Annotated in this window: 28 protein-coding genes and 1 pseudogene; 18 read left to right on the top strand and 11 right to left on the bottom strand. The window is 56.7% G+C overall.

Annotated features, from left to right (window positions below; translation table 11 throughout):
* The first annotated feature begins 139 nt into the window (after positions 1–139).
* From VXJ35_RS17655 to VXJ35_RS17665, 3 genes are read left to right on the top strand one after another with little or no spacing between them, the layout of a single operon-like run.
* Complete coding sequence (locus VXJ35_RS17655) at positions 140–289, top strand: RHS repeat-associated core domain-containing protein (protein ID WP_082880982.1); 150 nt, start codon at positions 140–142, stop codon at positions 287–289.
* A gap of 48 nt (positions 290–337) precedes the next feature.
* Entirely contained in the window at positions 338–763 is a 426-nt protein-coding gene (locus tag VXJ35_RS17660; RefSeq protein ID WP_157198218.1) for a hypothetical protein, read from the top strand.
* 15 nt (positions 764–778) lie between these two features.
* The gene (locus VXJ35_RS17665; RefSeq protein ID WP_064022569.1) at positions 779–1,198 is read left to right on the top strand and encodes a hypothetical protein; all 420 of its coding nucleotides are present in this window, start codon (positions 779–781) and stop codon (positions 1,196–1,198) included.
* Between the two features lie 497 nt (positions 1,199–1,695).
* On the opposite strand, the gene VXJ35_RS17670 is transcribed toward VXJ35_RS17665, so the two are convergent.
* Both VXJ35_RS17670 and VXJ35_RS17675 read right to left on the bottom strand, forming a co-directional pair.
* On the bottom strand, positions 1,696–1,839 hold the full coding sequence (locus tag VXJ35_RS17670; protein ID WP_157198219.1) for a hypothetical protein: 144 nt from the start codon (positions 1,837–1,839) through the stop codon (positions 1,696–1,698).
* A gap of 54 nt (positions 1,840–1,893) precedes the next feature.
* The gene (locus VXJ35_RS17675) at positions 1,894–2,028 is read right to left on the bottom strand and encodes a hypothetical protein (RefSeq protein WP_269454915.1); all 135 of its coding nucleotides are present in this window, start codon (positions 2,026–2,028) and stop codon (positions 1,894–1,896) included.
* Positions 2,029–2,141: 113 nt separating this feature from the next.
* On the opposite strand from VXJ35_RS17675, the gene VXJ35_RS17680 reads away from it, so the two are divergent.
* The 3 genes from VXJ35_RS17680 (at position 2,142) to VXJ35_RS17690 (ending at position 7,934) form a co-directional block, all read left to right on the top strand.
* Positions 2,142–3,629 (top strand): NAD(P)/FAD-dependent oxidoreductase, encoded by a 1,488-nt coding sequence (locus tag VXJ35_RS17680; RefSeq protein ID WP_082880983.1) that lies wholly within the window; start codon positions 2,142–2,144, stop codon positions 3,627–3,629.
* Between the two features lie 400 nt (positions 3,630–4,029).
* A complete protein-coding gene (locus tag VXJ35_RS17685; RefSeq protein WP_064022570.1) occupies positions 4,030–6,783 on the top strand; it encodes a CHASE domain-containing protein in 2,754 nt (917 codons plus the stop codon).
* 20 nt (positions 6,784–6,803) lie between these two features.
* Complete coding sequence (locus VXJ35_RS17690) at positions 6,804–7,934, top strand: EAL domain-containing protein (protein WP_064022571.1); 1,131 nt, start codon at positions 6,804–6,806, stop codon at positions 7,932–7,934.
* A gap of 145 nt (positions 7,935–8,079) precedes the next feature.
* On the opposite strand, the gene VXJ35_RS17695 is transcribed toward VXJ35_RS17690, so the two are convergent.
* Both VXJ35_RS17695 and VXJ35_RS17700 read right to left on the bottom strand, forming a co-directional pair.
* A complete protein-coding gene (locus VXJ35_RS17695; protein WP_064022572.1) occupies positions 8,080–8,679 on the bottom strand; it encodes a GrpB family protein in 600 nt (199 codons plus the stop codon).
* Positions 8,676–8,951, bottom strand: a pseudogene (locus tag VXJ35_RS17700) (TrmO family methyltransferase); the annotation flags it as partial. The gene VXJ35_RS17695 and the pseudogene VXJ35_RS17700, both read right to left, overlap by 4 nt.
* Before the next feature lie 216 nt (positions 8,952–9,167).
* On the opposite strand from VXJ35_RS17700, the gene VXJ35_RS17705 reads away from it, so the two are divergent.
* Complete coding sequence (locus tag VXJ35_RS17705; protein WP_064022574.1) at positions 9,168–9,737, top strand: hypothetical protein; 570 nt, start codon at positions 9,168–9,170, stop codon at positions 9,735–9,737.
* 129 nt (positions 9,738–9,866) lie between these two features.
* Here the strand turns inward: VXJ35_RS17705 and VXJ35_RS17710 are convergent, their stop codons facing one another.
* Positions 9,867–10,622, bottom strand: coding sequence for a hypothetical protein (locus tag VXJ35_RS17710; RefSeq protein WP_157198220.1), 756 nt, complete (start codon positions 10,620–10,622; stop codon positions 9,867–9,869).
* Between the two features lie 73 nt (positions 10,623–10,695).
* Entirely contained in the window at positions 10,696–12,288 is a 1,593-nt protein-coding gene (locus VXJ35_RS17715; protein WP_231914775.1) for an alkaline phosphatase, read from the bottom strand.
* A 226-nt stretch (positions 12,289–12,514) separates the two neighbouring features.
* Between VXJ35_RS17715 and VXJ35_RS17720 the strand changes: the two genes are divergently transcribed.
* The 4 genes from VXJ35_RS17720 to arsB all read left to right on the top strand — a co-directional run bounded on the left by VXJ35_RS17720 (position 12,515) and on the right by arsB (position 15,115).
* Positions 12,515–12,844 (top strand): helix-turn-helix transcriptional regulator, encoded by a 330-nt coding sequence (locus VXJ35_RS17720; protein ID WP_064022576.1) that lies wholly within the window; start codon positions 12,515–12,517, stop codon positions 12,842–12,844.
* Between the two features lie 156 nt (positions 12,845–13,000).
* Positions 13,001–13,498, top strand: coding sequence for an arsenate reductase ArsC (locus VXJ35_RS17725; RefSeq protein WP_064022577.1), 498 nt, complete (start codon positions 13,001–13,003; stop codon positions 13,496–13,498).
* A 70-nt stretch (positions 13,499–13,568) separates the two neighbouring features.
* Positions 13,569–14,012, top strand: coding sequence for an ArsI/CadI family heavy metal resistance metalloenzyme (locus VXJ35_RS17730; protein ID WP_064022578.1), 444 nt, complete (start codon positions 13,569–13,571; stop codon positions 14,010–14,012).
* Positions 14,013–14,050: 38 nt separating this feature from the next.
* Positions 14,051–15,115 carry an ACR3 family arsenite efflux transporter gene (gene arsB, locus VXJ35_RS17735; protein WP_064022579.1) on the top strand — a complete coding sequence of 355 codons (1,065 nt, stop codon included), beginning with the start codon at positions 14,051–14,053 and terminating at the stop codon, positions 15,113–15,115.
* A 209-nt stretch (positions 15,116–15,324) separates the two neighbouring features.
* Here the strand turns inward: arsB and VXJ35_RS17740 are convergent, their stop codons facing one another.
* From VXJ35_RS17740 to VXJ35_RS17755, 4 genes are all read right to left on the bottom strand, one after another.
* On the bottom strand, positions 15,325–15,768 hold the full coding sequence (locus VXJ35_RS17740) for a cytochrome c (protein WP_157198221.1): 444 nt from the start codon (positions 15,766–15,768) through the stop codon (positions 15,325–15,327).
* Positions 15,769–15,822: 54 nt separating this feature from the next.
* A complete protein-coding gene (locus VXJ35_RS17745; protein ID WP_064022580.1) occupies positions 15,823–18,285 on the bottom strand; it encodes a cation-translocating P-type ATPase in 2,463 nt (820 codons plus the stop codon).
* 71 nt (positions 18,286–18,356) lie between these two features.
* Entirely contained in the window at positions 18,357–18,614 is a 258-nt protein-coding gene (locus tag VXJ35_RS17750) for a hypothetical protein (RefSeq protein WP_157198222.1), read from the bottom strand.
* 107 nt (positions 18,615–18,721) lie between these two features.
* Positions 18,722–19,102, bottom strand: coding sequence for a hypothetical protein (locus VXJ35_RS17755; RefSeq protein ID WP_231879426.1), 381 nt, complete (start codon positions 19,100–19,102; stop codon positions 18,722–18,724).
* Between the two features lie 180 nt (positions 19,103–19,282).
* On the opposite strand from VXJ35_RS17755, the gene VXJ35_RS17760 reads away from it, so the two are divergent.
* Positions 19,283–20,533, top strand: a complete 1,251-nt coding sequence (locus VXJ35_RS17760) for a sulfite exporter TauE/SafE family protein (RefSeq protein ID WP_231914776.1) — start codon at positions 19,283–19,285, stop codon at positions 20,531–20,533.
* 197 nt (positions 20,534–20,730) lie between these two features.
* On the opposite strand, the gene VXJ35_RS17765 is transcribed toward VXJ35_RS17760, so the two are convergent.
* On the bottom strand, positions 20,731–20,976 hold the full coding sequence (locus tag VXJ35_RS17765) for a hypothetical protein (RefSeq protein ID WP_157198223.1): 246 nt from the start codon (positions 20,974–20,976) through the stop codon (positions 20,731–20,733).
* Positions 20,977–21,192: 216 nt separating this feature from the next.
* Here VXJ35_RS17765 and VXJ35_RS17770 point away from each other — a divergent pair, with 216 nt between their 5' ends.
* The 6 genes from VXJ35_RS17770 to VXJ35_RS17795 are packed head-to-tail and all read left to right on the top strand — an operon-like array spanning position 21,193 to position 25,438.
* Positions 21,193–21,486 (top strand): hypothetical protein, encoded by a 294-nt coding sequence (locus tag VXJ35_RS17770; protein ID WP_064022582.1) that lies wholly within the window; start codon positions 21,193–21,195, stop codon positions 21,484–21,486.
* A complete protein-coding gene (locus VXJ35_RS17775) occupies positions 21,483–22,730 on the top strand; it encodes an ABC transporter permease (protein ID WP_064022583.1) in 1,248 nt (415 codons plus the stop codon). Before VXJ35_RS17770 ends, VXJ35_RS17775 begins: the two co-directional genes overlap by 4 nt.
* A gap of 2 nt (positions 22,731–22,732) precedes the next feature.
* The gene (locus VXJ35_RS17780) at positions 22,733–23,410 is read left to right on the top strand and encodes an ABC transporter ATP-binding protein (RefSeq protein WP_064022584.1); all 678 of its coding nucleotides are present in this window, start codon (positions 22,733–22,735) and stop codon (positions 23,408–23,410) included.
* Positions 23,407–24,420: a hypothetical protein gene (locus tag VXJ35_RS17785; protein WP_064022585.1), complete on the top strand. Its 1,014-nt coding sequence runs from the start codon at positions 23,407–23,409 to the stop codon at positions 24,418–24,420. Before VXJ35_RS17780 ends, VXJ35_RS17785 begins: the two co-directional genes overlap by 4 nt.
* Before the next feature lie 14 nt (positions 24,421–24,434).
* The gene (locus VXJ35_RS17790; RefSeq protein ID WP_064022586.1) at positions 24,435–24,935 is read left to right on the top strand and encodes a nitrous oxide reductase accessory protein NosL; all 501 of its coding nucleotides are present in this window, start codon (positions 24,435–24,437) and stop codon (positions 24,933–24,935) included.
* Positions 24,936–24,958: 23 nt separating this feature from the next.
* Positions 24,959–25,438 carry a peroxiredoxin gene (locus VXJ35_RS17795; protein WP_197495893.1) on the top strand — a complete coding sequence of 160 codons (480 nt, stop codon included), beginning with the start codon at positions 24,959–24,961 and terminating at the stop codon, positions 25,436–25,438.
* The last annotated feature ends 10 nt before the right edge of the window (positions 25,439–25,448 follow it).

Here is a 25,448-nt window from a genome sequence, read left to right on the forward strand (position 1 = left end):
CTACATGCCAAGGTCGAACCTTAAGGGTACGCACAAGCTCTTTCTGTCTCAGTGCCAAGGTAGCTAACCATGGCGACAAGTAAGATACAAGGGTACGCAACGCGTACCTTCTGGCTTTCGCCACCATGACGGCCTTTTAATGGTACGCGATGCGTACCCTACGTCTTATGATCCGAACACCGGACGCTGGTTGTCTAGGGACCCGATTGCGGAGGATGGCGGGATTAATTTGTACACCTATGTCGAAAATAACCCGACCAATGTAACTGATCCAACAGGCGAGTTTTGAGTTATTGGAGCCCTGGTTGGTGCGGGGCTTGACCTAGCATTTCAAACAATGATCGAAGGAAAATCATTTGAATGTGTTAATTGGATGCAGGTTGGGGTTTCTGGTGCCTTAGGAGCAGTGGGTGGCGCCGGCCTAGGAGGCACCTTTAAATTAACGTCAGGCTCTATGAAATGGGCTAATGTTAGTCGCCGCTATAGAAGACTTCACGATGTAAAAGCCTCCCAAGATGTTCATCATTGGGCAATTGAGAGGGGTAGTGCGCTGGGAAAACTGTTACCGGATTCTATTGTTAACCATCCAGCTAATTTAAACCCCATAAAGCGAAGTATCCATCAACAAATTCACAATGAATTTAACGCAATTGAAAGATGGTGGTATGGAACCCCAAATTGGGCTAAAGCAGCGGAGGGTTCTTTAGTAGGAGGCGGAGCTAGTAGCTCTCTATCTTCCAATAATTGTGAATGCCAACAATAAGGGAATGAAACTACCATGAAGTATCCATTGCTGCGACTTAACAAATTTCATATTAGAAAGTTTCAGTCGGAAAATGAACTAAAATTGATGTCTCAAAAATATTTTGATGAAGGAAACTTTAAAGTTGATACTTTTTTCATTGATTCCAGTGGCTTCAGATACGCCTTAATTGATGTGCGAAAGGAAAGAAATAGCTTAAATCCGTTTCGTTGGTTTCGATCCTCTCCAGCCATTGTAGTTGATATTATAGTAAGTCAACCCGTACAGTTGTCACTTGATAATATGAAAAAAACTATTTTTGAATTAGTGGTGAAAAATGAATGGCATCGCCAAGGATACCAAAATGAGTCGGAGTTTCACGATATGATTTATGCTGCTAAAAGCTATAGAGAGATTATAGATATGATAAGTTTTTATGGTAAATGGCAGGGATAGGGTCGAAGGTTGAGATGCGACTCAGAAATGTCCACTTCTGAATTGCAGGGATGAATTAGGGAATATTACTACAAAGCGGACATTCGAACAGATTAAGCTACAAACGCCAATGACCGCAAATGGCCGGCAGGAGCCTAACGACCGAGAATTCCAACCAATCCTAGGAAAGTTATTGACGCCAAATTCTCAACGATTTCAACCGAGCATGCTTTAACAGGTTGGTGAAAAACCATATTCCAGCCACTAATTTAGCTAGAAGAAGCCTTTATTTAGTGCTGAATCAATCTTGTAGTACTAAATATAGGTCTGATTGGTTGCAAAAAAGAGTTTTTCACCAACCTGTTAACTGGCTGCTGCGGCTTTAACGCGTTTCGAGATCATTTCCAACCATGTAATGCACATAGCCCTTTTTGCCGTCGCAAAAATAAACGGGCCTGCCAATTTTGGCAGACCCTGCTAGCCCAGCGAGGAACTGGGATCGGTTTACCGACTGTTAATCAGAATACTTCCGCAAACAGGTTATTGGCCCACGCCAACATCATCTTGTAATTGTCGGAGTTGATCTGTTCGGCTTCGCCGGAGGCGGCCGCGATTTTTTCCATCGCATCCAGCGCCGGGTTGTAGCGGTAACCGGCCGTCAAAAACGACGCGGAGTTGGCGGTGATCGGGCTGAAGGCGGAAGCGGCGTGTTGGCGTCAGTCCAGCCGGACTGCAACATGCCGCGCGGAAAATCGAAATCGATGCCCGGCGACAGCACCAATATTGTCGAAGTAAACTTTATCGCCGCCGGCCAGCGTGATATAGCGGCTGCCTTCGCGTTCGGCACCCATGCCGGCAACTGCGAAAACGGCTGGGTCTGGAAACGAATCGCACGCAGACGGTCATCATTCCGCCATATTCGCCGGCTAATCTCGACCGAAACCGCTATCGAGGGAGGGTTGCCATGCTCGATTTTTCCGGATACGGCGCGACGGGTATGGGTTCGAATCCGCCCGCCGTTCGCCGCCGTAGCATCAAGATTCCGATGTGCCTGCTGCTATTGCTGGTACTTGCTTTGCCGCCGGCCGCCGCCAAAAACCGGCACAGCGACGTCATCGTCGTCGGCGCCGGCTTGTCCGGACTCAGCGCCGCCTACTATTTGCGGCAGGCCGGGAAAAGCGTGACCGTGTTGGAAATGAGTCCGCATATCGGCGGCCGGATTCGTACCGCACACTATGCCGACGCCGCGCACGCCGAAATCGGCCTGGAAGAATTTTGGAGCAACAACCCGGCCGTCGAGCTGTTCCGCTCGCTTAAGATCCCGTTGGAAACTTCGTACAGCAGTTTTTCCAGCTTTTATTACCGGGGCCGTCTGTATCCGTTTACCCAGGATTCCAACCGGGCGTTTCTGGCAGCTATCCTCGACCCGGCGCAAATGACGCTTTACCAAGCCTGGGATAGCCGCGTCGCCGAGCTGCAGCGGCAATTGGCGCAAAAACCGTTAAGCGCCGAATTGCGCGCCTTGCAGGATATTTCGTTCGCCGACTGGATCGAAACCGAAAGCGGCTTACCGGAAACGGCGCAGCAACTGGTGCGGATCGAGACCGAACCGGAATTCGCCACCTCCTGGCGCAAGATCAGCGCGTTGGAAGGCATCGCCGAATGGCGCTTGTTCTCCGGCGACGGCGCGACGCCGTTCCACGTCGTCGGCGGCAACCAGCGCGCCGCAGACAAGCTGGCCGACGCGGTCGGCCGCAAGCGGATTCGGTTAAACCAATTAGTAACGCATATCGCTGCCGACGCCGACGGCGTGGCAGTCACCGCCGTCGACCAGAGCGATTTTCGGCAGCGGGTTTACCGCGCCGACTATGCGATTACCGCGATTCCGTTGTTCCGCTTGAACGACATCCAGTTCGAACCGGCGTTGAGCGCCGAACGCAAACAAGCGATTCAAACCCAATCTGCCGGCGCTTATTTCACAGCCCACGTGTTTGTCGATCCCGGCGCCGAGCGGTTCTGGACGGTACAAGGCCAAAGCGTGCTGCCCATCCTCAGCGACGGCCCGCTGGGCGTGATTTATGCCGGCCGGTCGCAGCCCGGCCGCGATATTTTGTTGAACCTGCTAGTCAGCGGCGCCAGCGCGGAACGCTTCAATTCCCGCGCCGGCGACCCTGACCAAATCCGGGAGGAATTGCTGGCCGGGTTCGAACGGCTCTGGCCCGGCATAAGGCCGGCGATCAAACGGATGCAGTTCTACCGCTACCATCCGCGGGCCGTCGCCTCGTGGCCGGTAGGCCGCTCACGCTTCGACGAACTGTCCGATGCGCTACGCACCGGCCAAGGCCGGATCTACTTCGCCGGCGACTTTACCGAGGACACCCATTCCAACGGCGCGGTGGAATCGGCCCGACGCGTGGTGCGGGCGATTCTGGCGGAGGCGCAGGACAACTAATCTGCGGTTAATTGCGACCATAGTGCCGGCTTTGGCAACCGGGCCAGGCCGCGATTTCTGTGCCCGACGCGCTCGCGCCAGGCTGGCCGCCCCAAACTTGTTCGGCGGCGTTGCCTTGGTGATGTAGTCGATATCCATTCAGGTTGCATCCGGCCAGTAAAGCCGGCTACCATTCCTAACCGAAAACCCGGATAGGGGCCAATTTGACAATTTCCGTTTCCCCCGTGCCTGCCGAACCTTCCCTACCCAACCTTGATTTCGCCTTAACAGCGCGAATTGTTGACAAGGCCGTTGCCGAAAAATCCCAATGCTCCAAACTGCTTACCGCGTAACAGCGTTCAACCGATTGGTTATCGTGGTTTTGCACTGCTCACGAATATCGCTTCCCGCCTAGTTGCCCATGAAAACAAGCACCAAACAATCATTGCTCGCATTGGCGATGCTGGGATTTGGGGTATCTGCCACGCTTTTCGTCAGCCTTCAGGTGGAACGGGGCATTGAAGAAACGGCCGTACAGCAGTTTGCCTTCACCTGCGATCAGGTCGCTCTCAAGATTAATGAGCGGATCAAGGCCTATGCACTGACGCTCAGGGGCGGTGCAGCCCTTTTCGGCGGCTCGAAATCGGTGAGTCGTCACGAGTGGCGACAGTACGTGGAAACATTGCGGACACAAGACAGTATTCCCGGTGTTCAAGGCATTGGTTTTGCCGAACTGATTACCCCCGATCGATTGGCCAGTCACATCGCCCGCATTCGCGGCGAAGGTTTCCCCGAATACAACGTTCGTCCGCCGGGTGAACGCGAGATCTACAGCGCCATCATCTACCTGGAACCTTTCCGCGACCGCAATCTGCGCGCCTTCGGTTACGACATGTTTTCCGAGCCGGTCAGGCGCAGCGCTATGGAACAAGCGCGAGATACCGGCGACGCGGCGTTATCCGGCAAGGTGGTACTGGTACAGGAAACGGAAGCCGATGTACAAGCCGGAACCTTGATATACGTGCCGGTCTATCGCAACAATTTGGCTCACGATACGGTCGAGCAACGCCGGGCGGCGCTGATTGGATGGGTCTATAGCCCCTATCGGATGAATGACCTGATGATTGGCATCTTGGGCGACTGGGAACATCGCGAAGGCCAAGTAATCAGCCTGCAAATCTACGATGGCCAAGAGGCAACGCCATCCAGTCTGCTGTACGCCACCAAAACGGTTACAGGCCCGAATATGCGCGAGTTGCTGCGGCAGCAGCGGATTATCAGATTCAACGGCCGCGAGTGGTTGCTACAGTTCGAGCGGGTCGGCTCGACCGGCAGCATCGGCTACGGACCCGCATGGGCTACATTGCTGGGCGGCATTGCGATCAGCGTGCTGTTATTCGGCTTGATGTTGTCAGTGGCCAATACCGAAGCCAACGCCGCCCGCATCGCCAACGACCTCACCAAAGAGATCAGACGCCGCGAGGAATTGTTGACGGAAAGCGAATATCGCTGGCGATTCGCGCTCGAAGGCGCCGGCGATGGGGTGTGGGATTGGAATCTAGCCGAGAACACCGTGTTCTATTCCAAACGCTGGAAGGAAATGCTCGGCTTTGCCGAAGACCAAATTTCCGACAGTCAGGACGAATGGGAACAGCGCATACATCCCCACGACAAAAGCAAAACCCTGGCCACCGTTCAAGCCTACCTTGACGGCAAGTCGGCGGCCTATACCTGCGAATACCGGCTCCGTTGCCGCGACGGCGCTTGGAAATGGGTACTTGGCCGCGGCATTGTGGTCCGCCGGAGCGAGGATGGCAAACCATTGCGCATGATCGGCACCCTCACCGATATCCATGAGCTCAAACAACTGAACCAGGAGCTAACCCAAAGCAGAGCGGAACTGCAAGAAGCGCAGCGTATCGCTCAGACCGGTAGCTGGCAACTGGACTTGGCTACCGATCGGGTGGCTTGGTCGCCGGAACTTTATCGAATATTCGGTTTGTCGCCCGATATGCCGCCACCCAACTACAGCGAGCAAGCCCGACTGTTCACCCCGGAAAGCTGGGATCGGTTGCAAGACGCAATACTCGATACCAAGACGGCGGGAACGTCCTACAAGCTTGAGCTTGAAGTGGTCAAGACCGATGGGGCACATGGTTGGATGTTGGCAAGCGCTGAGGCCATACGCGATGAAAACCAAGCCATCATCGGTCTTCGGGGAGTGGCCGGCGACATCACCGAACGTAAACGGGCCGAATTGAAATTGCTCGCTGCATACGCAGAAACCCGCCGCTTTCGCGAGGCCCTGGATTATGTGACCTCGTTCGTCTACATGAAAGATACCCAATCCCGATATGTATACGCCAACCGCACCACATTGGAGTTATTCGGCGTTTCCGCCGCCGAACTGGAAGGCTGCGGCGATGCCCGCTTTTTTCCGCCGAATACTGTGAAGCGTTTGCGGGAGATCGATTCGCGTGTCTTCACCGGCGAACAAACCACGGAAGAAGTCGATGTCGTCTTTGCCGACGGCAGCCACCGAGTCTATCTGGAAATCAAGGCGCCCATCTATTCGGACACGCCAGACAAGGCGATCTGGGGATTATTAGGCATCTCCACGGACATAACGCCGATCAAGGAGCATGAACAATATCTGGAACATATCGCCCACTACGACGTACTTACGGGCCTACCGAATCGAGTATTGTTAGCCGATCGCTTGCAGCAAACCATGGCGCAAACCCAGCGCCGCGAGCGCTTACTCGCAGTGGCTTACATCGATTTGGATGGATTCAAGACCATCAACGACAGCTATGGCCACGATGCAGGCGACCAATTGCTGATGATCGTAGCGTCAAACATGAAACATACCTTAAGAGAAGGCGATACGCTGGCGCGCTTGGGCGGCGACGAATTTGTCGCAGTGTTGCTCGATCTTGAAAACATGGCGGCCAGCGTACCGATGCTATCCCGCCTGCTGGCCGCAGCGGCCGAACCGGTGGATTTTGATGAATTGCGGCTCCAGGTATCGGCTAGCATTGGCGTCACCTTCTTCCCGCAAGGCGAAGACGTCGATGCCGACCAATTGCTTCGCCAGGCCGATCAGGCAATGTACCAGGCCAAGTTAGCCGGTAAGAATATTACTATATCTTCGATACCGATAAGGATCGCCTGACGCGTGGCCTGCATGAAAGTGTGGAGCGGATTCGGCGGGCTTTGTTCGACGGCGAATTGGTTTTGTATTACCAACCCAAAGTCAATATGCGCTTGGGCACGGTCATCGGCGTCGAGGCTCTGATACGCTGGCAACATCCCGACAGAGGGCTCTTGTCGCCTGCGCTGTTCCTGCCGGTGATTGAAGACAACCCACTGGCTGTCGAAGTTGGCGAATGGGTGATCGAAACCGCGCTGGCCCAGATAGAACGTTGGCGAGACAACGGACTCCATATTTCGATCAGCGTTAATGTCGGCGCTTACCAGCTACAACAGCCCAATTTCGTCGAACGGCTACGCGCTCTGTTGGCTGCGCATCCGCGCATCACGCCGTTCTCGCTGGAGATCGAAGTCCTGGAAACCAGTGCATTTGCAGATTTGGCGCAAATTTGCCGCGTGATGAACGAATGCCGCGAAATTGGCGTACGCTTTGCGCTGGACGACTTTGGCACGGGTTATTCCTCTCTAACCTATCTGAAACGCCTGTCCGCGGATCTACTCAAGATCGACCAGAGCTTCGTTCGCGACATGTTGGACGATCCCGAAGACTTGGCGATTCTGGAAGGCGTACTGGGGCTGGCCACCGCATTTCGCCGACATGCTATTGCCGAAGGCGTTGAAACGGTAGAGCACGGCAGCATGTTGTTGCAACTGGGTTGCGAACTGGCCCAAGGTTACGGTATCGCTCGCCCGATGCCTGCCGCTGAGCTGCCAAATTGGGCAAACGTCTGGCAACCGGCGCCTGGCTGGCTTGGGCTGGCCGCGTTAAACCGTAGCGAGCTGCCCTTGCTCTATGCCGGGGTCGAGATACGCGCTTGGGCCCGGGCTTTCGAGGCATCCTTGAGCGGCGTGCATGATACGCCCCCGCCTTTGGAATATCACCAGTGCCGTTTCGGCGCCTGGCTGAACGCAGGCGGATTAGCCGGGCGGGACTCGCCGTCCAGCCTACAGGCGATTGACGCGTCGCATCGCCAGTTGCATGACTTGGCCACCGAGCTTATCGACATCAAGGCTCAAGGCCGCAATCAAGAAGCTTTGGCCAGACTCGGCGAGTTTTATTGCTTGATGGACGCTTTGCTCGAGCATTTAAAAGCACAAATGAACCGGGGCTAAGCGGCCGGCGGAAAATCGTAGAGTACGGGCTGATTCCCCCATACGCGTTTCGTCATTTACGCCATTGCGGCATGGCCGGAAGCAGATGGGCTATTTTCCAAAAACTGAATTTCGCCCGATGGAAACCACGTTGATTGAATCCTTGTCATTTACTCCTTGTTTTTTGAGTCAAGAACCAACGCACCGCCAGTTCCTGATGTTTGGAGACGAATCCCTCCTTGTGCGCGTTGTAGTCGAGCGGATCGGAGAAATCGATCTTGGCGATTTCGAGCTTTAGCCGTTCATATTCGATCCGTATATCGGGGTGTGCCAACAAGTAATCCCGAAAGGCGATGTGGCGCATCCAGTGGTAACTGCCTCGCTCTATCGCATGAATATTGACGACCGTGTTGTAATCGACGCCGAAACTCAAAACGTCGTTTGTTGTAAGGATGCTAGGCAGCGGCTTGCCCGAGAGTGGCATCAGTTTCGCGAAGAATCGCCGATACGGCATACCGGGAGTGAACTTCTCGATGTAGGTATAACCGGCATTGAGCATCGGCTCAATGGTTTCGTCAAGCAGGCTTTGATCCGTTATGCCAACCAGAACGTCGATTATGGGTTTGGCGGCGATGTCGCCTAAAGATGTGCTGCCGATATGATCAACCGAACCCAATAAATGACCAATCGCAGACTCGATAGTCAGTTTGTGCCGGTAGAAGTCGTCCTGCCATCTTGGATTGTAGGGTTCGAGAGTTACCTTCAATTGTCCTCCTGCGGATCGGGTTCCATCTGAGTGCAAGGCGACGTCTGGCCTGAGTCCGCTTTCGCATGGCGCCAATAATCGCGCATCAATTCGTCCGCCCAGTTTGGCTGGCAAACTTGCTCCCTAGGCAGAAACTCCCGCATGACCGGCTTGATGTTGATCACCGGGGTGCCGGCGATGGCGTCCAATTCAACCACGGTTAGGCATCTATCTTCGACTCTGACTAAACGGCAGATGGTACTACCGATTCTGTTGGGCCTGTTTTCTGCCCGCTGCGCGAATAATTGTTACGCCGGTTCGCTTCCTTTTGCCAACCCCACTGCCGCCGTCATTGCTTTATTCCGCATCCATGGAACTCTACGCATTATGTGCCATGATTTTTGCGCCCGTCCCCATAACCGTCGAGCCGGCCGGCCGGTTTGTTCGAGCAGCTCGGTCGGCGAAAGCGCGAAGTCCCGGTAGTTCAATCACCTGAGCGGAGAATAATTATGAACAGCCCTTTGAAAATTAGTTTGGACGATCAATTGCTGGCCCAAATAGTCGACGTTTGGTACGCCAAAATGCGCGACGACTACCGGGCGAACCGCTATTTTTACGACAGGCCGTTGGCGGAGCAAACCGCGCCATTGAAGCAGCTACTGCGGGCATTGCTGGCAAACGAAGCGGTGGCACCGCAGAAGTTATCCGAACTTGCCGATGCGGCATTGGCCGCGGCTTTCGCCCGTGGTAACGCCAAGCCGAGCTTGGTCAACAATCGCGATTTCGCCTTTTTGGGCACGTTGATGAACGGTAACATCGTCGGCGACGACTCGGAGATTCCGCGGCTGACCCTGTTATGTCCGGCCCATTCTCACTTTTTGCGGCTCAACCCTATCGACGATGTCTACGACGTAGCCTTGGAGTTGTTGCGGGCAACGCTTGCCCAACTCAACGTTGCCGCCGAAACGGCGACGCCGTTGGTCAATTTTGTCGCGGCGGGTAAGGACAGCATGATGGGCAGGGGCCAACCGATTTTCGATGACGAAGAACACACCAGCCGTTTCAGTACCCATGGCTGACAGCCGCCGGCATTCGTTCGGCGCATGTCAGGGTGCCGATGCGCTGAACGGTTGCAGCCCTTGACCGCCGATCCGCCCCTGCCTGAATTCCGGCGGGCCTTGCTGGAATCGGCTAAGCTCGATTCGGCATCAATGGTGGTGTTCGTGCCCCATTTGCCTCTGGACTTTAATGACGAAAGGGTCGTATTCCTTGTCGCCCAGATCGGCGTAATCGATGATCTCGTAAGTCTCGCTGGCGGTTGGCTGCCAAGGCGCGCCGCTCAGCGGATATGCATTCAGCAGTTCGGTATGCTCGGCTGTACCGTCTGCGGTACGTTCGATCAGAACCGGCAGGCCCAGATCCAACCTGATAACGACATGCCATTCGGCGCCGGCGGCGGTGCCGCGGTATTCGCGTACCGGCTTGCCGTCCAGCCATTCCTCGCCGCCGACGGCCAGGCGTGCCAACACGGCCGGATCGACCAATAACGCCAGCTTTTGCCAAGCCGGCTTGTTGCCCAGCATTTTCAAATCGTCTTCCTGAAATTCTATCGCCCGGCGGTCGTTGTGGTACAGCTTGCGGTGAATCAAAGCCTTGCCGTCGCGTTGCCACAGCTCGCCCAAGCCGAGTTGCGGCCGTTCCATGACGATTTGCCGGCCGTCGCGCCAAAATCGCCAAACCACGGCTGCCGCTGCCGCGTCGCTGGAATCGTGTTGGTGACCGGCGGTGTCGGCGGTCAGCGTGGTTTTATACTCGGCCGCCGCCGGCGGCAGATTGGCGGTGGCCAAATCGGCCATGCCGGCCGGCGCAGCCAGGTGGTGGGGATTTTGGCTGCAAGCGGCCAGGATTGCCGCCGCAATGAAGACGGAGATTGGCTTGAAAAGCGGGTTGACGAGTGATGCCATGAATAAGCCGATGCGGGATTGACGAAAACGCCGGGGATATTAACCGCCCCCGGCCAACTAATGACGGCGGCTGTTAGCGGCGGCCGCTCCAGCCCAACGCTTCGGCCATGATGTGGTAAATCGCGTTTTGCTCCAACGTGCCGCGCACCAGATAGGCGCCGGGACCGTCGGCATAAATCGCCACGTCTTCGCCGGCGTGGGTTTCCGAGCCCATCGGCACGGTGGCTTCCTGCATGTAATTCGGATTCGCGGTATCGACCGCGCTCAAGTCCGGGCGCAACTTGCTGCCGGCATAGGGTGCGGAAACGGTGTCTTCGTTGGCCGGATTGAATTCCTTGCGCTGCAAGCCGCCGGTCCAGCCGGGACCGTTGGCATAGGCCAAGGTGGTATACGGCAAGCCCAATGAATCTTTCGCTTCGACGCCGTCCACGGCAGTTTTACCCAAAATCGGATTGCCGCGCGACGGGTAGCCGGCGATGGTGAACACATGGCTGTGGTCGGCGGTAACCAGGATCAAGGTGTCCTTGTCGTCGGTCAGTTGCTTAGCCGTTTTCACCGCTGCCGACAGTGCCACGGCATCGGTCAGCGCCCGGTAGGCGTTGCCGGCGTGGTGGGCGTGATCGACCCGTCCGGCCTCGACCATCAGGTAATAGCCCTTGCGGTTCTTGCGCAAAATCTTGATCGCTTTTTCGGTCATTTCCGCCAGAGAAGGCTCGCCGGCCGCGTCGTCTTTACGGTCGGCTTCGTAACGCATGTGCGAGCGTTCGAACAGGCCCAACAGGTGGTCGGTTTTGGCCGGATTCACCGCATCGAATTGGCTTTGATTCCAAACGTATTCGGCATTGTTGTATTTAGCCGTCCATTCCGCGGTCAAGTCGCGGGCGTCGCCGCGGCGGCCTTTTTGGGTCGGATATTCCGGATCGGCCGCCGTATTCGGCATGAAATAGCTGCGGCCGCCGCCCAGGGCAACTTCCAAGCCGTCGCCGTAGGGAAATTCCAATAATTGGCGGGCGATATCTTTCACGGTGGCGCCGGCCGGCAAGTTGGTATCCGCTTCCCAATCGCGGTTGGAAATATGGGCGTAGTTGACTGCCGGCGTGGCGTGGGTAAAGCGGGCCGTCGTCACGACGCCGGTGGCCATGCCGCGTTCTTCGGCGCGCTCCAGAATGGTTTTGACGCTTTTCGCTGCGGTAACGTCGGCACTGGTTTCGGTTCGGACGATAGTTTGGTCCACCGAGATCGCACCGTCGTTGGTTTTGACGCCGGTCACGATTGCGGTTGCGGTCGGCGCCGAATCGGAGGTTTGCTGATTGGCGCTGGCCGTAACCGAAAATGCGGTATTGGCAAATTTTTCGAAACTGAGCCGGTTGAATTCGCCGTCGCGCCCGTGCAATTGCCCTTCCAGAATACGAGCCGCCGTGACGGTGGATACGCCCATGCCGTCGCCAACGAATAGAATCACGTTTTTGGCCTTGCCCAATTTGGCAGTTTTCAGTTTATTGGCGGCTACGGCTGCTTTGCCGGCCTTAAACCAATCGCTGGCCGATTGCGGCGCGCGGCAGACATCGGTCTGGCTGCGGCAGTCTTGCGCCCCGGCAGCAATTGGCCATACGCAGCCCAAGGCAACCAAGCCCACGGCCAATCTGGAAAATTTAGCATTCTTCACAAGTCAATCCTTGGGTTGAGAGCTTCAAGTCAGCTCTAAAAACTATCCGCTCACGCTTCGCCCTGGTTCGGCAAACACCGCTCACAATCAGATTCGCCAAAAACCATTCGCCTGACATTTATCGACGCGAATTTTTTGGGCCTTCCTTTATCCGCCAGATTATCTATGAAATGTGACAAATTTATGAAGCGTTGACACGATTCTATATTTCGACTAATTTTGAAATATGGAAAATAAAACCGCCGTTACCGCCCTCGCCGCCCTGGCGCAAGAAACCCGCTTATCGCTGTTCCGCGCCCTGGTCCAAGCCGGTCCGGCCGGCTTGGCCGCGGGCAAGATCAGCGAGATGCTGGGAATCGCGCCGTCTTCGTTGTCGTTTCATTTGAAAGAGCTGGTCCATGCCGGTTTGATCGAGTCCCGCAACGAAAGCCGCTTCGTGATTTATTCGGCCAATTTCGCGGCGATGAATCAGCTATTGGCGTTTTTGAGCGAGAACTGCTGCGGCGGACACGACTGTTTGCCGGCTGCCCGCCCCGCCTGTCCGCAAGCGGAATGAAACTGCAGCCGACTTTCGGCTGATAAGCGCGGAAACGCTTTGACAGAGCGGTTCGACCGGCTTGCCGGCAAGGAAATCGAACCGACAGCCTTAGTCCTCAAACCCGAGACAGGACTTAAACCAAGGTTACGTAAACTACAGCAATCAAAATTGACGATGAACATTCTATTTCTCTGTACCGGCAACTCCTGCCGCTCGCTGATGGGCGAAGCGATTTTCAACCACCTGGCGCCGCAAGGTTGGCATGCCATCAGCGCCGGCAGCAAGCCGTTAGGCCGCCTGAATCCCGGCGCCGTGGCGTTGTTGGAGGAAAAAGGCATCTCCACCGCGGCTTACTACAGCAAGTCCTGGAACGATCTGCCGCTGACACCGGACATCGTCATCAGCGTCTGCGGCAACGCCGCCAACGAAACCTGTCCGGCCTATTTGGGGCAGGCGCTGCGCAGCCATTGGGGTGTGGAAGACCCGGCCCATGCCGAAGGCAGCGAGGCCGAAATCAAGGCCGCGTTCGAAACCGCTTACCGGATTCTGCGCCATCGCATCGAACAGTTTCTGGCTTTACCGTTGGCCGAATTGCAAAACGACCCGGTACGTTTGAAAGCGGAAATGGATAGGATCGGCGTTTCGATGCCGCAGCCCGAATCCGAAGCTTGAAACGGCGCATCCGGCAGCCGCAGCGGCAAGCCGGAACAACCTCCAACCCACCCGACCAGCGAGTAAGCCGATGAAACGTTTTCATATCCACATCGCCGTCGACGACCTCGACGCCAACATCCATTTTTACAGCGGGCTGTTTCAAGCCGAGCCGACAGTTCGCCATGCCGATTACGCCAAATGGATGCTGGACGATCCGCGCATCAATTTCGCGATTTCCCAGCGCGGTGGCAAAGCCGGGTTGGACCATCTCGGCATTCAAGTCGAATCGGCGGCGGAACTGGCAGCGGTGCAACAGGCGCTGACTGCCGCGGCACTGCCTGTGGTCGAGCAAAAGCAAGCGGCTTGCTGCTATGCCGAATCGGATAAATACTGGAGCGTCGATCCGCAAGGCATCGCCTGGGAGGCCTTCCATTCCCTGCACAGCATACCGGTGTTCGGCGCCGACGGCGTCATAACGCCGGAGCCGGCCGGGTCGTGCTGCGGCCCGAAATCCGCTTGTTCCCCTCAGTAAAGTTAGCGCCGCCCGCATCCGCCGCCGAGAGATCGATTATGACCACAGCACCCTGCCCCAATCCGCGTTTATCGTTTCTGGACCGTTTTCTGACCTTGTGGATTTTTCTGGCGATGGCCGTCGGAGTTGGCGTCGGTTTCGCCGTACCCGAGCAGGTCCAAGCCTTCAACGCCGCAGTTTCGCTCGGCACTACCAATATCCCAATCGCGATCGGCCTGATATTGATGATGTATCCGCCGCTGGCCAAAGTGCACTACGAAGAATTGGGCGACGTGTTCCGCAACTGGCGGGTGCTGGGCCTGTCGCTGTTGCAAAACTGGGTGATCGGTCCGCTGCTGATGTTCGCGCTGGCCGTATTGTTTTTACGGGATTATCCGGAATACATGGCCGGCCTGATCATGATCGGCCTGGCCCGTTGCATTGCGATGGTCATCGTCTGGAACGAACTGGCGCGCGGCGACAACCAATATTGCGCGGCTTTGGTGGCATTCAACAGCGTGTTTCAAGTGCTGTTCTTCAGTGTCTACGCCTGGCTGTTCGTCTCGGTGTTGCCGCCGCTGTTTGGTTTGCCCGGCAACCTGGTGGCCGTCACGATAGGCGACATTGCTCAAAGCGTATTCGTTTATCTGGGGATTCCGTTCATTGCCGGGTTTACCAGCCGCTACGTTCTGGTCAGAAGCAAAGGCAAGGATTGGTACCAAAGCGTGTTCGTCCCGAAAATCGGCCCGCTGACCTTGATTGCGCTGTTGTTCACGATTGTCGCGATGTTCTCGCTGAAAGGCGAACTGATCGTACAGTTGCCGCTGGATGTGCTGCGTATTGCGCTGCCGCTAATGGTTTACTTCGTCGTGATGTTCCTGCTGAGTTTTGCCAGCGGAAAATGGATAGGCGCCGACTACGGCCAAACCACGACCTTGGCCTTTACCGCGGCCAGCAATAATTTCGAACTGGCGATTGCCGTGGCCGTGGCGGTGTTCGGCATCAACAGCGGCGCCGCCTTCGCCGCCGTGATCGGCCCCTTGATCGAAGTGCCGGTGATGGTGGGCTTGGTCAATGTGGCGTTTTGGTTCCGCAGCCGATTGTTCCCCGCCGGCGGCCGGTAGCTCGACTCGGTCCGGTTCAGGCAAGGATTGCCGTTATTTTTAGCTATGTTCGCATTTGCGGCTTATGTCTTCCCGGCATACCCAAACGGCACAAGTGGACTGCCGGGACTCAGAAGCCACGCATGGCGAAGGCCTTTTCCCATCCTTGTATACTGGATTCCGGCTCGATGCCGGAATGACGTGTTTCAACTGCTAACGCAAACATAGCCTTATTTTTGTTGCAGCCGGCTCAGGTACTCCACCAAGGCCAAAATCCGGCTACGCACCATGGCCTCGCCGCCCTGCGTGGCGTCGCGGTCGAAATGGGGCGAAGTCGCGCTTTTGAAGGCTGCGCCCCAAATCGGCATTTCCCGGCTACCGTGCGCCGCGATTTCCTGGCGGCCGTCGATGATTTGGTAAACCGTGTCGAACGGAAACGTGCCGTTATGGTTGCGCGACAATTTCGTCAAATCCGGCACCGGTTTGGTTGACGCGTCCTTCCCGGTCGCAGCGTTGCCCTGTGCCGTAGCGCCGTGGCAGGCCGCGCAGTGGCTGTCGTACTCTATTTTGCCCAGATCGGGATTGCCTTCGGCGGCAGCGTTGGCCGCCGCACCGAGCAGTAAAATTCCGAGTGCGGGCAACATTGCCGAGCGAATTTTTTCGATAGGTTTCATACCGCCTCCTGTTAATTTTGGAAGAGTTGTTCGGGTCTTAACCGGCGCACGGGCCTAGCGCGGCAAACGCAAGGAATTCAGCACTACCGAAATCGAGCTGATCGCCATCGCGCCGGAGGCGATCATCGGGTTGAGCTTGCCCAGCGCCGCCACCGGAATCGCCACGCTGTTGTAACCCAAGGCCCAGAACAGGTTTTGCTTGATGATGCGTAGCGTCGCCGCGCTCAGTTCCATCACCTCGGCGACCTTAGCGATGTCGCCGCTGACCAGGGTCAGATCCGCGGTCTCGATAGCGACGTCGGTGCCGGTGCCGATCGCAAAACTGACGTCGGCGGCAGCCAGCGCCGGCGCATCGTTGATACCGTCGCCGATCATGCCGACCCTGCCGCCCTGTTCCTGCAGCTCGCGCACGATGGCCAATTTTCGCTCCGGTTTGGCTCGCGCAACCACGGTATCGATGCCGACCTGCGCCGCGATGTAGCGGCCGCTGGCCTCGGTATCGCCGGTCGCCATCAACGGTTCGACGCCGAGCCGGCGCAGGCGTCGAATCGCCGCCGCCGCGTGCTGGCGCGGCTGATCGGCGATAGCAAACAATGCCGCCGCCTTGCCGTCCACTGCCACAAACACCGGGGTTTTGCCCTGCGCCGAAAATTGCAGCGCCTTTTTATCCAGGGTTTTAAAACGGATGCCCAGGCTACGGAACCAATCGGCGTTGCCGACCAAGACCTCGCGGCCATCGACCGTGGCTTTGATGCCGCAGCCGGGAAGGTTTTCGAAACCGCCGACCTTGCCGGGTTCCACGCCGCGCGTCTTGGCATAGGCAACGATGGTCCGCGCCAAAAAGTGTTCGGAATCTTCCTCCACCGTAGCGGACAAGGCTAGCACCCGCATTTCGTCCTGGCCGGCGGCCAGCAGAAAATCGGTGACTTTCGGCTTGCCTTCCGTAATCGTGCCGGTCTTGTCGAATACGATGTAATCCAGTTGGGAGGCCGTTTCCAGGCTGCTACCGTTACGAATGTAGACTCCGCTCTTCGCCGCCTGGCCGGTGCCGACCATGATCGCCATCGGCGTCGCCAGCCCCAGCGAACAGGGACAGGCAATCAACAGCACCGCAATCGCGTTGGTAAAGGCAAAGCCGAAACCGGCACCGGCCAACAGCCAAGCGCCCAGCGTCAAGGCCGACAAAGCCATGACCGACGGCACGAACAGCGCCGAAATCCGGTCGACGGTTTTTTGAATCGGCAGCTTCGACGATTGCGCCTGGTCGACCATGCGGATGATATTGGCCAGCACCGTATCGTTACCGACGGCGGTAACCCGCATCTGCAAGGCACCGTTGGCGTTGATGCAGCCGCCGACCAGTTTATCGCCCGTTTTTTTCACGACCGGCAGGCTTTCGCCGGTGACCATGGACTCGTCTACGGTGGACAGCCCCTCCAGCACGACGCCGTCGGTCGGAATTTTTTCGCCGGGCCGCACCAGCAAAATATCGCCGATAACAACTTCGTCCAGTCCGACCACCAACTCCTGGCCGTCGCGCAGTAAAGTTGCGTGTTGCGGCTGCAAATCGACCAATTTGCGGATCGCTTCGTGGGCTTTGCCCTTGGCTTTTTCTTCCAGATAACGGCCGACCAGAACGAAGGACAAAATGCCGGTCGCCGAATCGAAATACAGCCCGCGGCTACCGGACAGCAACGAATACAAACTGTAGCCGTAGGACGAACCGACGCCCATCGCGATCAGGCTGTCCATGTTGGTCGCACCTTGCCGGGCCAATACGGCCGCTTTGGCGAAGAACGGCTTGCCGGCCCAGAACACGACCGGCAGCGCCAACAAATGCTGTGCCCAATGCCAAAAGCGGGAAGCCGGCGCGGCCATGCCGATGGCCATGACCGGAACGCTCAGTGCCGCCGCCAGCACCATACGGTTGCGGGCGTCGCGCAGTCGGCGCTTTTCGTTAGCGATCAACATTTGCCGCTGCGCCAGACTGTCGAAACTGTGCGCCTTGTAACCGGCTTTCTCGACGATGGCGACGGCGATGTGTTTGTCCAGCCGGCCCTTGACCACGGCCGATTCGGTCGCGAAATTGACTTCGGCTAGGCTGACTCGCGGGTCGCGCCTCAGCAACATCTCGACCAGTAGCGCACAAGACGCACAGGTCATGCCCTCGATGGACAAATGGTGTTCCTGCTCCGGCTGGTTCGGATCGACTTCGCCGACGGTAGCAGCTTGCGCCGCAGCTTTAGCGCGCCGGCCGAGATTGCCCAGCATCAGGTCCAACGCCGTCAACAACTGGCTGCCGGGCAGTTTCTGCGGATCGAAGCGGACCACGACGCAGCCGATGCTCGGCACGCTACGCACCTCGCTAACCCCCGGACGCTTTTTCAGCAGGATTTCCAGGATGTAACACCGCTCCGGGTCCTTGGCCAACAGCGGCGACACGAAGCGGACCCGGTTGTTGAGCTGGTGCAACAACCGGCCATGGGTCAAAGTATTTCCATTATCGTTCTGGGTCATGCCGCTTCCTGTTTAGGTATGGCGAATCCATAGCCGGCTTTTGCTCAGGCGTCCGGCGGATTTCGGACGCTTTACTCCGCGTGCTCCTGTTTTGCGGCCAACTCCCGCCGGTACTTGTATGCCGTAATGCCCAGCGCCACACCGGCGCCGAACAAAACCAGCGGATGCAGCAGGATTTTCCGGGCCAGGCCGGCTTTGCCGGTGGCGACCGCACCCGCCACGGCGCCGGCCACCGCCGGATGCATCATGCCTTCTCCCATCTTCATGGCCGTTCCGACCATTTTGCTGCCGGCCTCGACAGCCGCTTTTGCTCCGTGTACGTGAGCCATGTCAATCACCTCGATAACGATAAAAATTCAAGTAATGCGAACCTCGGTCAGCTTCGCCGCCAGGCTCGAGCCGAACGTTTTTTAGCGGCGGGGCCGAAATGTCCACTTCATTCGGATCGCTCGCTGCGGGCCGCATATTCGCGGCTTTCGGCGACCAAATCCAACAGATTCTCGCGTTGCCGCAACAGGAAATTTTTGCTTTCCTCTGCGGTGCGGCTGCCGACAATAATAATCTCCTTGCGGTATTTGTGGGTCAGGTAGCCGCCGACCACACCGGTGGCGAACAAGGCCAACGGGTGGCGGACCAGGGCGCCGGTAATGCTTTTGCTGGCGTGGGTCACGCCGGAAATGACGATGCCCATGAATACGCCCTTTACCAAGGCCTCGCCTCGGGTCGGCGGCGGCATCCGTTTGGTCTTACGGCCGCTGCTACCGTTCTTTTTCCGGGTTTCGGGGTGCGTGCTGGTGGCAATGTTGTTGTCGCTCATAACTGTCTCCGTGTTGGCAACGGGAATTGGCCGGCGCCGGCGGGTCGACACCGGGGCCGGTGGCTGGTATCGTGCTCGGGCTTGGCCGCTATATCAGTCTTCACTAATCTTCCTCCTGTTTCGATAGCCGGTCAATTGCCTTAAATTTAGCCTTTAATTTCAATCGCACGAGACTCCAGTATGACGTCGGGCAGCACCAGTCCGGGTTCGGGCAACATTTTCCGAAAAATCCTAAGCGTCGGTTTTGCGTTACTGGGCATCGGCCTGATCTTGTGGCTGGACAGTTGGTTCATGGACCACGCCGGCATGCCGGATTTGACCGGCGACCTGAATTTCGGCCTGCTGTTTCTGATCGGCTTCTTGACCAGCTTCCACTGCGTCGGCATGTGCGGCCCATTGATCCTGGGTTATATCGCCAAAAATGCCAAAGCCGGACAACATTCTCATACAGCGCATTTGCTGTACGGCGTCGGCAAGACGCTTTCCTACACCTCGATCGGCGCCCTGTTCGGCGCGTTCGGCGCAATCGTCGCTTTCACGCCGTTCACCCAAGGCGCTATCGGCGTGGCCGCCGGCTGTTTCCTGATCCTGTTCGGCGTCCACATGTTGGAAATATTTCCGGCTTTGCACCATTTCCAATTCAAAACGCCGGGCTTTGTCATGCGTTTCGTCGGCAAAGAATACCGCAAGCACAGCAATCCGTTCGTGATCGGTTTGCTGAACGGCCTGATGATCATTTGCGGCCCGCTGCAAGCCATGTACGTGATGGCGGCCGGCAGCGGCAGTTGGTCGCAGGGCGCAGCCATTCTGTTTTCCTTCGGCCTGGGCACCTTGCCGCTACTGATGGGTTTCGGCTTTTTGACCAGTCTATTGTCGGCCAACTTAACTCCCAAATTGCTGAAAGCCTCCGGCGTGATCGTGATGGCGTTGGGCCTAATCATGCTCAACCGCGGCTTATCCGTAACCGGTAGCGGCTGGGATTTTAATACGGTCGTTGCTCGGGTTTCCCTGGAATTGGCGCCGACCGGTTCCGAATCGCCGAGTTGCGATAACGAGCAAACCATCCATATGGAGGTGTTGAAATCCCGTTTTGCGCCGAACAAGTTCACGTTGCGCAAAGGCATTCCGGTGAAATGGGTAATCGATGTCAAGGAATTGAACGAATGCAACAAGGAAATCGTCGTGCCCGATTACGGGCTGGATATCAAATTGCAGAAAGGCTCGCAGGTGGTCGAGTTCACGCCGAAAGAAGCCGGTGTTGTGCCGTGGAGTTGTTGGATGGGCATGATTCCCGGCACCTTTATCGTCGTGGAAGAGACTTCGCCACCGGCAACCGAAACCGCCGCGCCCGCCGCAGTGGCGCCCGAGGAGACCGCTGCGCAACGGCTGCTGCGCCAATTCCGCGAACAATGGCAAAAAGTTCTGGGCTAAAAGCAACGGGGCAAACCGGACGAGCATAAGCTTTCGGCACCGGCTTGCATCTTGACCGGCTGTTTGATCGCGCCAGTCAATGCAGGCCCCGGTTTACCAGCCGGAGCGGTAGGCTGCGGCTGGCTTGACGGTATTCGGCTTGGGAGTTGAACCAAGTAATGTATCGATTCTTGTGCACTTACTCCGTCTCAGCGGATTCAGCAACGGCTGTTGCGACCGACTCCAAACCAAGAGAACCGCGCCGGCTTTGCAGACAACTCCGCCTCGGTCCGTTTGTTTCGAACCGGCAAGCGCTTCGACTCCCCAGTTTCGCCATGCCAAACGGGTAAATATTTTCGGCCGGCGCAAACAGGGATTTGCGGCAAATGCCACAGGCTTGATAAGGCAAATAACATAGTTTCCACAACAAAACCGGAAACGATTTTTTTATCCGATTGATTCATCGCGATTTATCAATTAATCGCCTTGATTTTGCTTGATTTAGCCAAAATCGCCCGAGCCGAATTAGCGCATCGCCATATAGCAATATTCGATCTTGTAAAGCGTTTATATCTTCCCGATAATGGCTAAAAACACCAAAATAAGTCAGTATTTTCTGACAATTTTGACAAGAATTTGCCTACCCCAAATTTCCGCCAAGCCACTACAAAGAGGCTGTCATGCGATATTCCTCGCTATGGTTTTTAAGTGTTGCCGCTCAGGTTTCGCTGTTGAGCTTGCTGCTGTTACACGCTAATTCGGCCGCCGACGGCCGACATCCGCAACTCGACCGTAAAGCCGCATTGGTAACCAACCTGCGCCTGACCGACTTGTGCCTGTTTACCGAAGCCCGCTACACCCGGCACTTGTCGCAAGCGGATTTGAACACCGCCTTTCAAGACCACCCGCTATCGCTGGAACATTTTCCTTCCGGCTCGTTTACCCAACCCACCCTGCCGCGCGAGGCGCTATGAACGCCTGGATCGAAAAACAACGTTACATCATCGATTTCACGATTTCGTCGCTGCTGCGACGCAAGGTGAAAAACCTGGGCTTGCTGGCGCTGTATACCTTGATCGTGTTCATCCTGGCCTCGACGATGTTCTTCACCTACTCGATCAAGCGCGAAGCCAAGTTGATCCTGCAAGGCTCGCCGGAAATCGTGGTGCAGAAAATCGTCGCCGGCCGTCACGATCTTTTGCCGGTGGCTTATGTGGACGAAATCAAGGCTATCCGCGGCGTGGCCGAGGTCGAGCCGCGGCTGTGGGGCTATTACTACGACAGCCTGGTGCAAGCCAACTACACGCTGCTGGTACCGTCCAAACCGGTGGACAGCAATGCCTCAAAAGCCCGGACCACGGTCGTGGTCGATCCCAACGACCCGCACGCCGCCGATGTCAACAAACTGCTGTACGATTACGACGGCGCGCCGCCGGCGGCCGGCACTATCGTGATCGGCAACGGCGTGGCCAGAATGCGCGAAATCGGCGCCGGCGATTTCATGCCGTTCATGAGCTTCGACGGCCAAATCATGAACCTGCGCGTCGCCGGCGTGCTATCGGCCGAGTCGGAGCTGGTGTCGGCCGACTTGCTGCTGGTCAACGGCGAGGATTTCCGCAAATTGTTCGGCATCGCGCCCGAATTCGTTACCGATGCCGTCGTCACGGTGAAAAATCCCAGCGAGGTGGCGACAGCGGCAGAAAAAATCAAGAAGAAGTTGCACAGCTCGCGGCCTATCGTCCGCGACGAAATCCTGCGCACCTACGACTCCATCTTCAACTGGCGCGGCGGCATGATGATCGTGGTGTTTTCCGCAGCGGTGCTGGCTTTCGTTATCTTCGCCTGGGACAAGGCATCCGGCCTTAGCGCCGGCGAGCGGCGCGAGATTGGCATCCTGAAGGCCGTGGGCTGGGAAACCTCCGACGTGATCCTGATGAAATTCTGGGAAGGAGCGATGGTATCGCTGACCGCGTTTTTCAGCGGCGTGATTCTGGCTTACATCCATGTATTCTTCTTGGGTTCCGCGGTATTCGAGCCGGCCTTGAAGGGCTGGTCCGCACTGTATCCGCAGTTCGCCTTGACGCCGTTCGTCAATGCCGAGCAGTTGACCACGCTGTTTTTCCTGACCGTGGTGCCGTACACCGTTGCCACCATCGTACCGACCTGGCGGGCGGCAACCATAGACCCCGACAGCGCGATGCGCCATACCGGAGAATAGCCATGATCGAACTGGTCAATGTCAAAAAAGTGTTCAACGCCGGTAGCCCCAGCGAATATTCGGCGATCAACGGCGTCGATTTGCGCATCAACGAAAACAAGGTCACCGTGTTGAAAGGCCCCAGTGGCTCGGGCAAAACCACGCTATTGAGTATCGTCGGCTGCATGAGCCGGCCGTCGGCCGGACGGGTGAAATTGCAGGAACGGGAGATCACCAGCCTGCCGGAGCGGTTTTTGACCGATATCCGCCGCAAGACCTTCGGCTTTATATTTCAGCAGCCGAATCTGATTAAAGGCATTTCGGTGCTGGAAAACGTCATGTTGCCGGCTTATCCGCTGGGCGAAAAACGCTCGCTGCTGAAAGCCAAGGCTTTGAAAAGCCTGGACGAACTGAGTTTGGGCCACAAGGCGGTATCCCATGTCGAATGGTTATCCGGCGGCGAAGCACAGCGGGTGGCCATCGTCCGCGCCTTGATCAACGACCCGCAAATCATCATCGCCGACGAACCGACTGCGCATCTGGACACCAAATTGTCCTACCGCTTCATGGAAATCGTCGACCAGTTCAAGGCCCGCGGCAAAACGGTGATCATCACCAGCCACGACCCCTTAGTTTACGACTCGCAAATCGTCGACCACGTGGTCAATTTGCGCGACGGCAAACTCGAGAGTCCGGCGTGATCCTGAATCCCACCGTCATCGCCAATCTACTGGCCTCCTACACGTCCAGCGGCATGTTGGTGTATGCGGCCTACTACGGCATGCAGATTTTGAAGCACTGGAATATCGAAAGCGGCGACGAATTACAACTGGTGTTGGAGCGCAAGACTTATTTGATTTCGACAGTACTCAGTTTCGTATTCGGTCTGCAATTGCTGTCGCTGTTTTTATACATCTTCACCGCCGATGCGCTGTGCCCGCTTTTCGTCGGTGCGATGTGCGCGGCCGGCACCCTGAACGTCAACGGTTTCGGTTATCCGACGCTGGAACTGAAAATCCTCAACTTCCTGTTGGCCGGCCTGTGGCTGGTGCTGAACCACGCCGACAACCAAGGCTACGACTACCCGCTGATCAAGAAAAAATACCTGCTACTGACGCTGATCACGCCGTTCATCGTGCTGGAAACGGTGTTGGAAAGCTTTTACTTTCTGGGCATGCAGGCCGACGTCATCACCTCATGCTGCGGCAGTTTGTTCAGCAGCGAGAAGGAAGGCGGCCTCGGTTCGGAAATTGCCGCGCTGCCGGCCAAGCCTATGTTGTGGCTGTTCTACGGAGCGATGACGATCACCTTGAGCAGCGGCCTGTGGTTTTACCGCACAGGCCGCGGCGGCTATCTTTATGCCGGCTTGAGTTTGGCGATGTTCGGTATTGCCTTGCTGGCGACCATCTCGGCGATTTCGCTGTACATCTACGAGCTGCCGACCCACCACTGCCCGTTCTGCATCATCATGGAGGATTACCACTACGTCGGCTATCTGCTGTATGTGCTGCTGTTCGGCGCAGCGGTGACCGGCATCGGCGCCGGCTTGCTGACCGCATTCGGTAACGTCGGCAGCCTACAACAAGAACTACCGGGCTTGATCCGGAAATTGACACTGGCCTCGCTGGCCTTGTTTGCACTGTTCACCGCCCTGGTTAGCTACGAGGTCGCCACTTCGAGCCTGGTGCTGAGTTACGAGGTGGTTTATTAGTTTCGGGGGAAACGATGAAAACAAAGTTTGATGCAACTCAATGGCTGCTGGGCGCATTTTGCTTAGTTTGGTTACTGGCAGTTCCAGAGAGCCGCGCCGACCAGAAGATCGAAATCACCAAGCAGGACCGCTGCCCGGTATGCGGCATGTTCGTTTACAAATACCCGAAATGGGTCGCGCAAATCTATTTCAACGACGGTAGCGCCTATTTCTACGACGGCGCCAAAGACATGTTCAAGCATATCTTCAATACCCAGCAATACACGCCGGGCAAAACCGCCGAAATGATGACTGAGGTTTGGGTGACCGATTACTACGAGGTGGAGTTGATCGACGCCAAAACCGCCTATTACGTGATCGGTTCCGATGTACTGGGGCCGATGGGCCACGAACTTTTGCCTTTCAAGGATCAGGAAGCAGCGCAGGAATTTATGGAAGACCATAAAGGCAAATCGATCATCCGTTATCAGGAAGTGACTCCGGCCGTGATCGAATCGCTGGATAGAAAGGGCTAACGATGCATCGCCTCTGGTTTCCAATGTTGCTGTTGTTTATCGCGCTGGGACTAGGCGCCTGCAAACGCGGCAGCGGACCACAGCTAGACGATCCGGCGCCGCAAGTCGAGCTGCCGGATTTTCGGGGCAAAACCTGGCAATTGCCGGGCGACCTGCACGGCAAAGTCTGGCTGGTACGGTTCTGGTCGCTGGACTGCCACCTGTGCGACAAGGACATTTTGCTGGGACTGGAAACGCTCCGGCAAAAATACCAAGACCGAGGCTTCGTGCCGGTTGCGGTCAATGTCGGCGAATACGACGCCAACGACGAACGTTGGCAACGCTTCGCCAAACTGAGCTACCCGATGCTGAGCGACCCACGCGGCATTGCCGCCAAAAAATTCGGCGTGGTGGGGTTACCGACCACCTTCGTGATCGATGCCGACGGCATATTGCGGGAAAAGCGAGTCGGCGACGCCGGCTTGGACGGCTACGAGCAGCTTATTACGACAATCATGAAGTAAGGAGAACGCA

This window comes from Methylomonas sp. DH-1 (genome assembly GCF_046097555.1).
Lineage (GTDB): Bacteria > Pseudomonadota > Gammaproteobacteria > Methylococcales > Methylomonadaceae > Methylomonas > Methylomonas koyamae.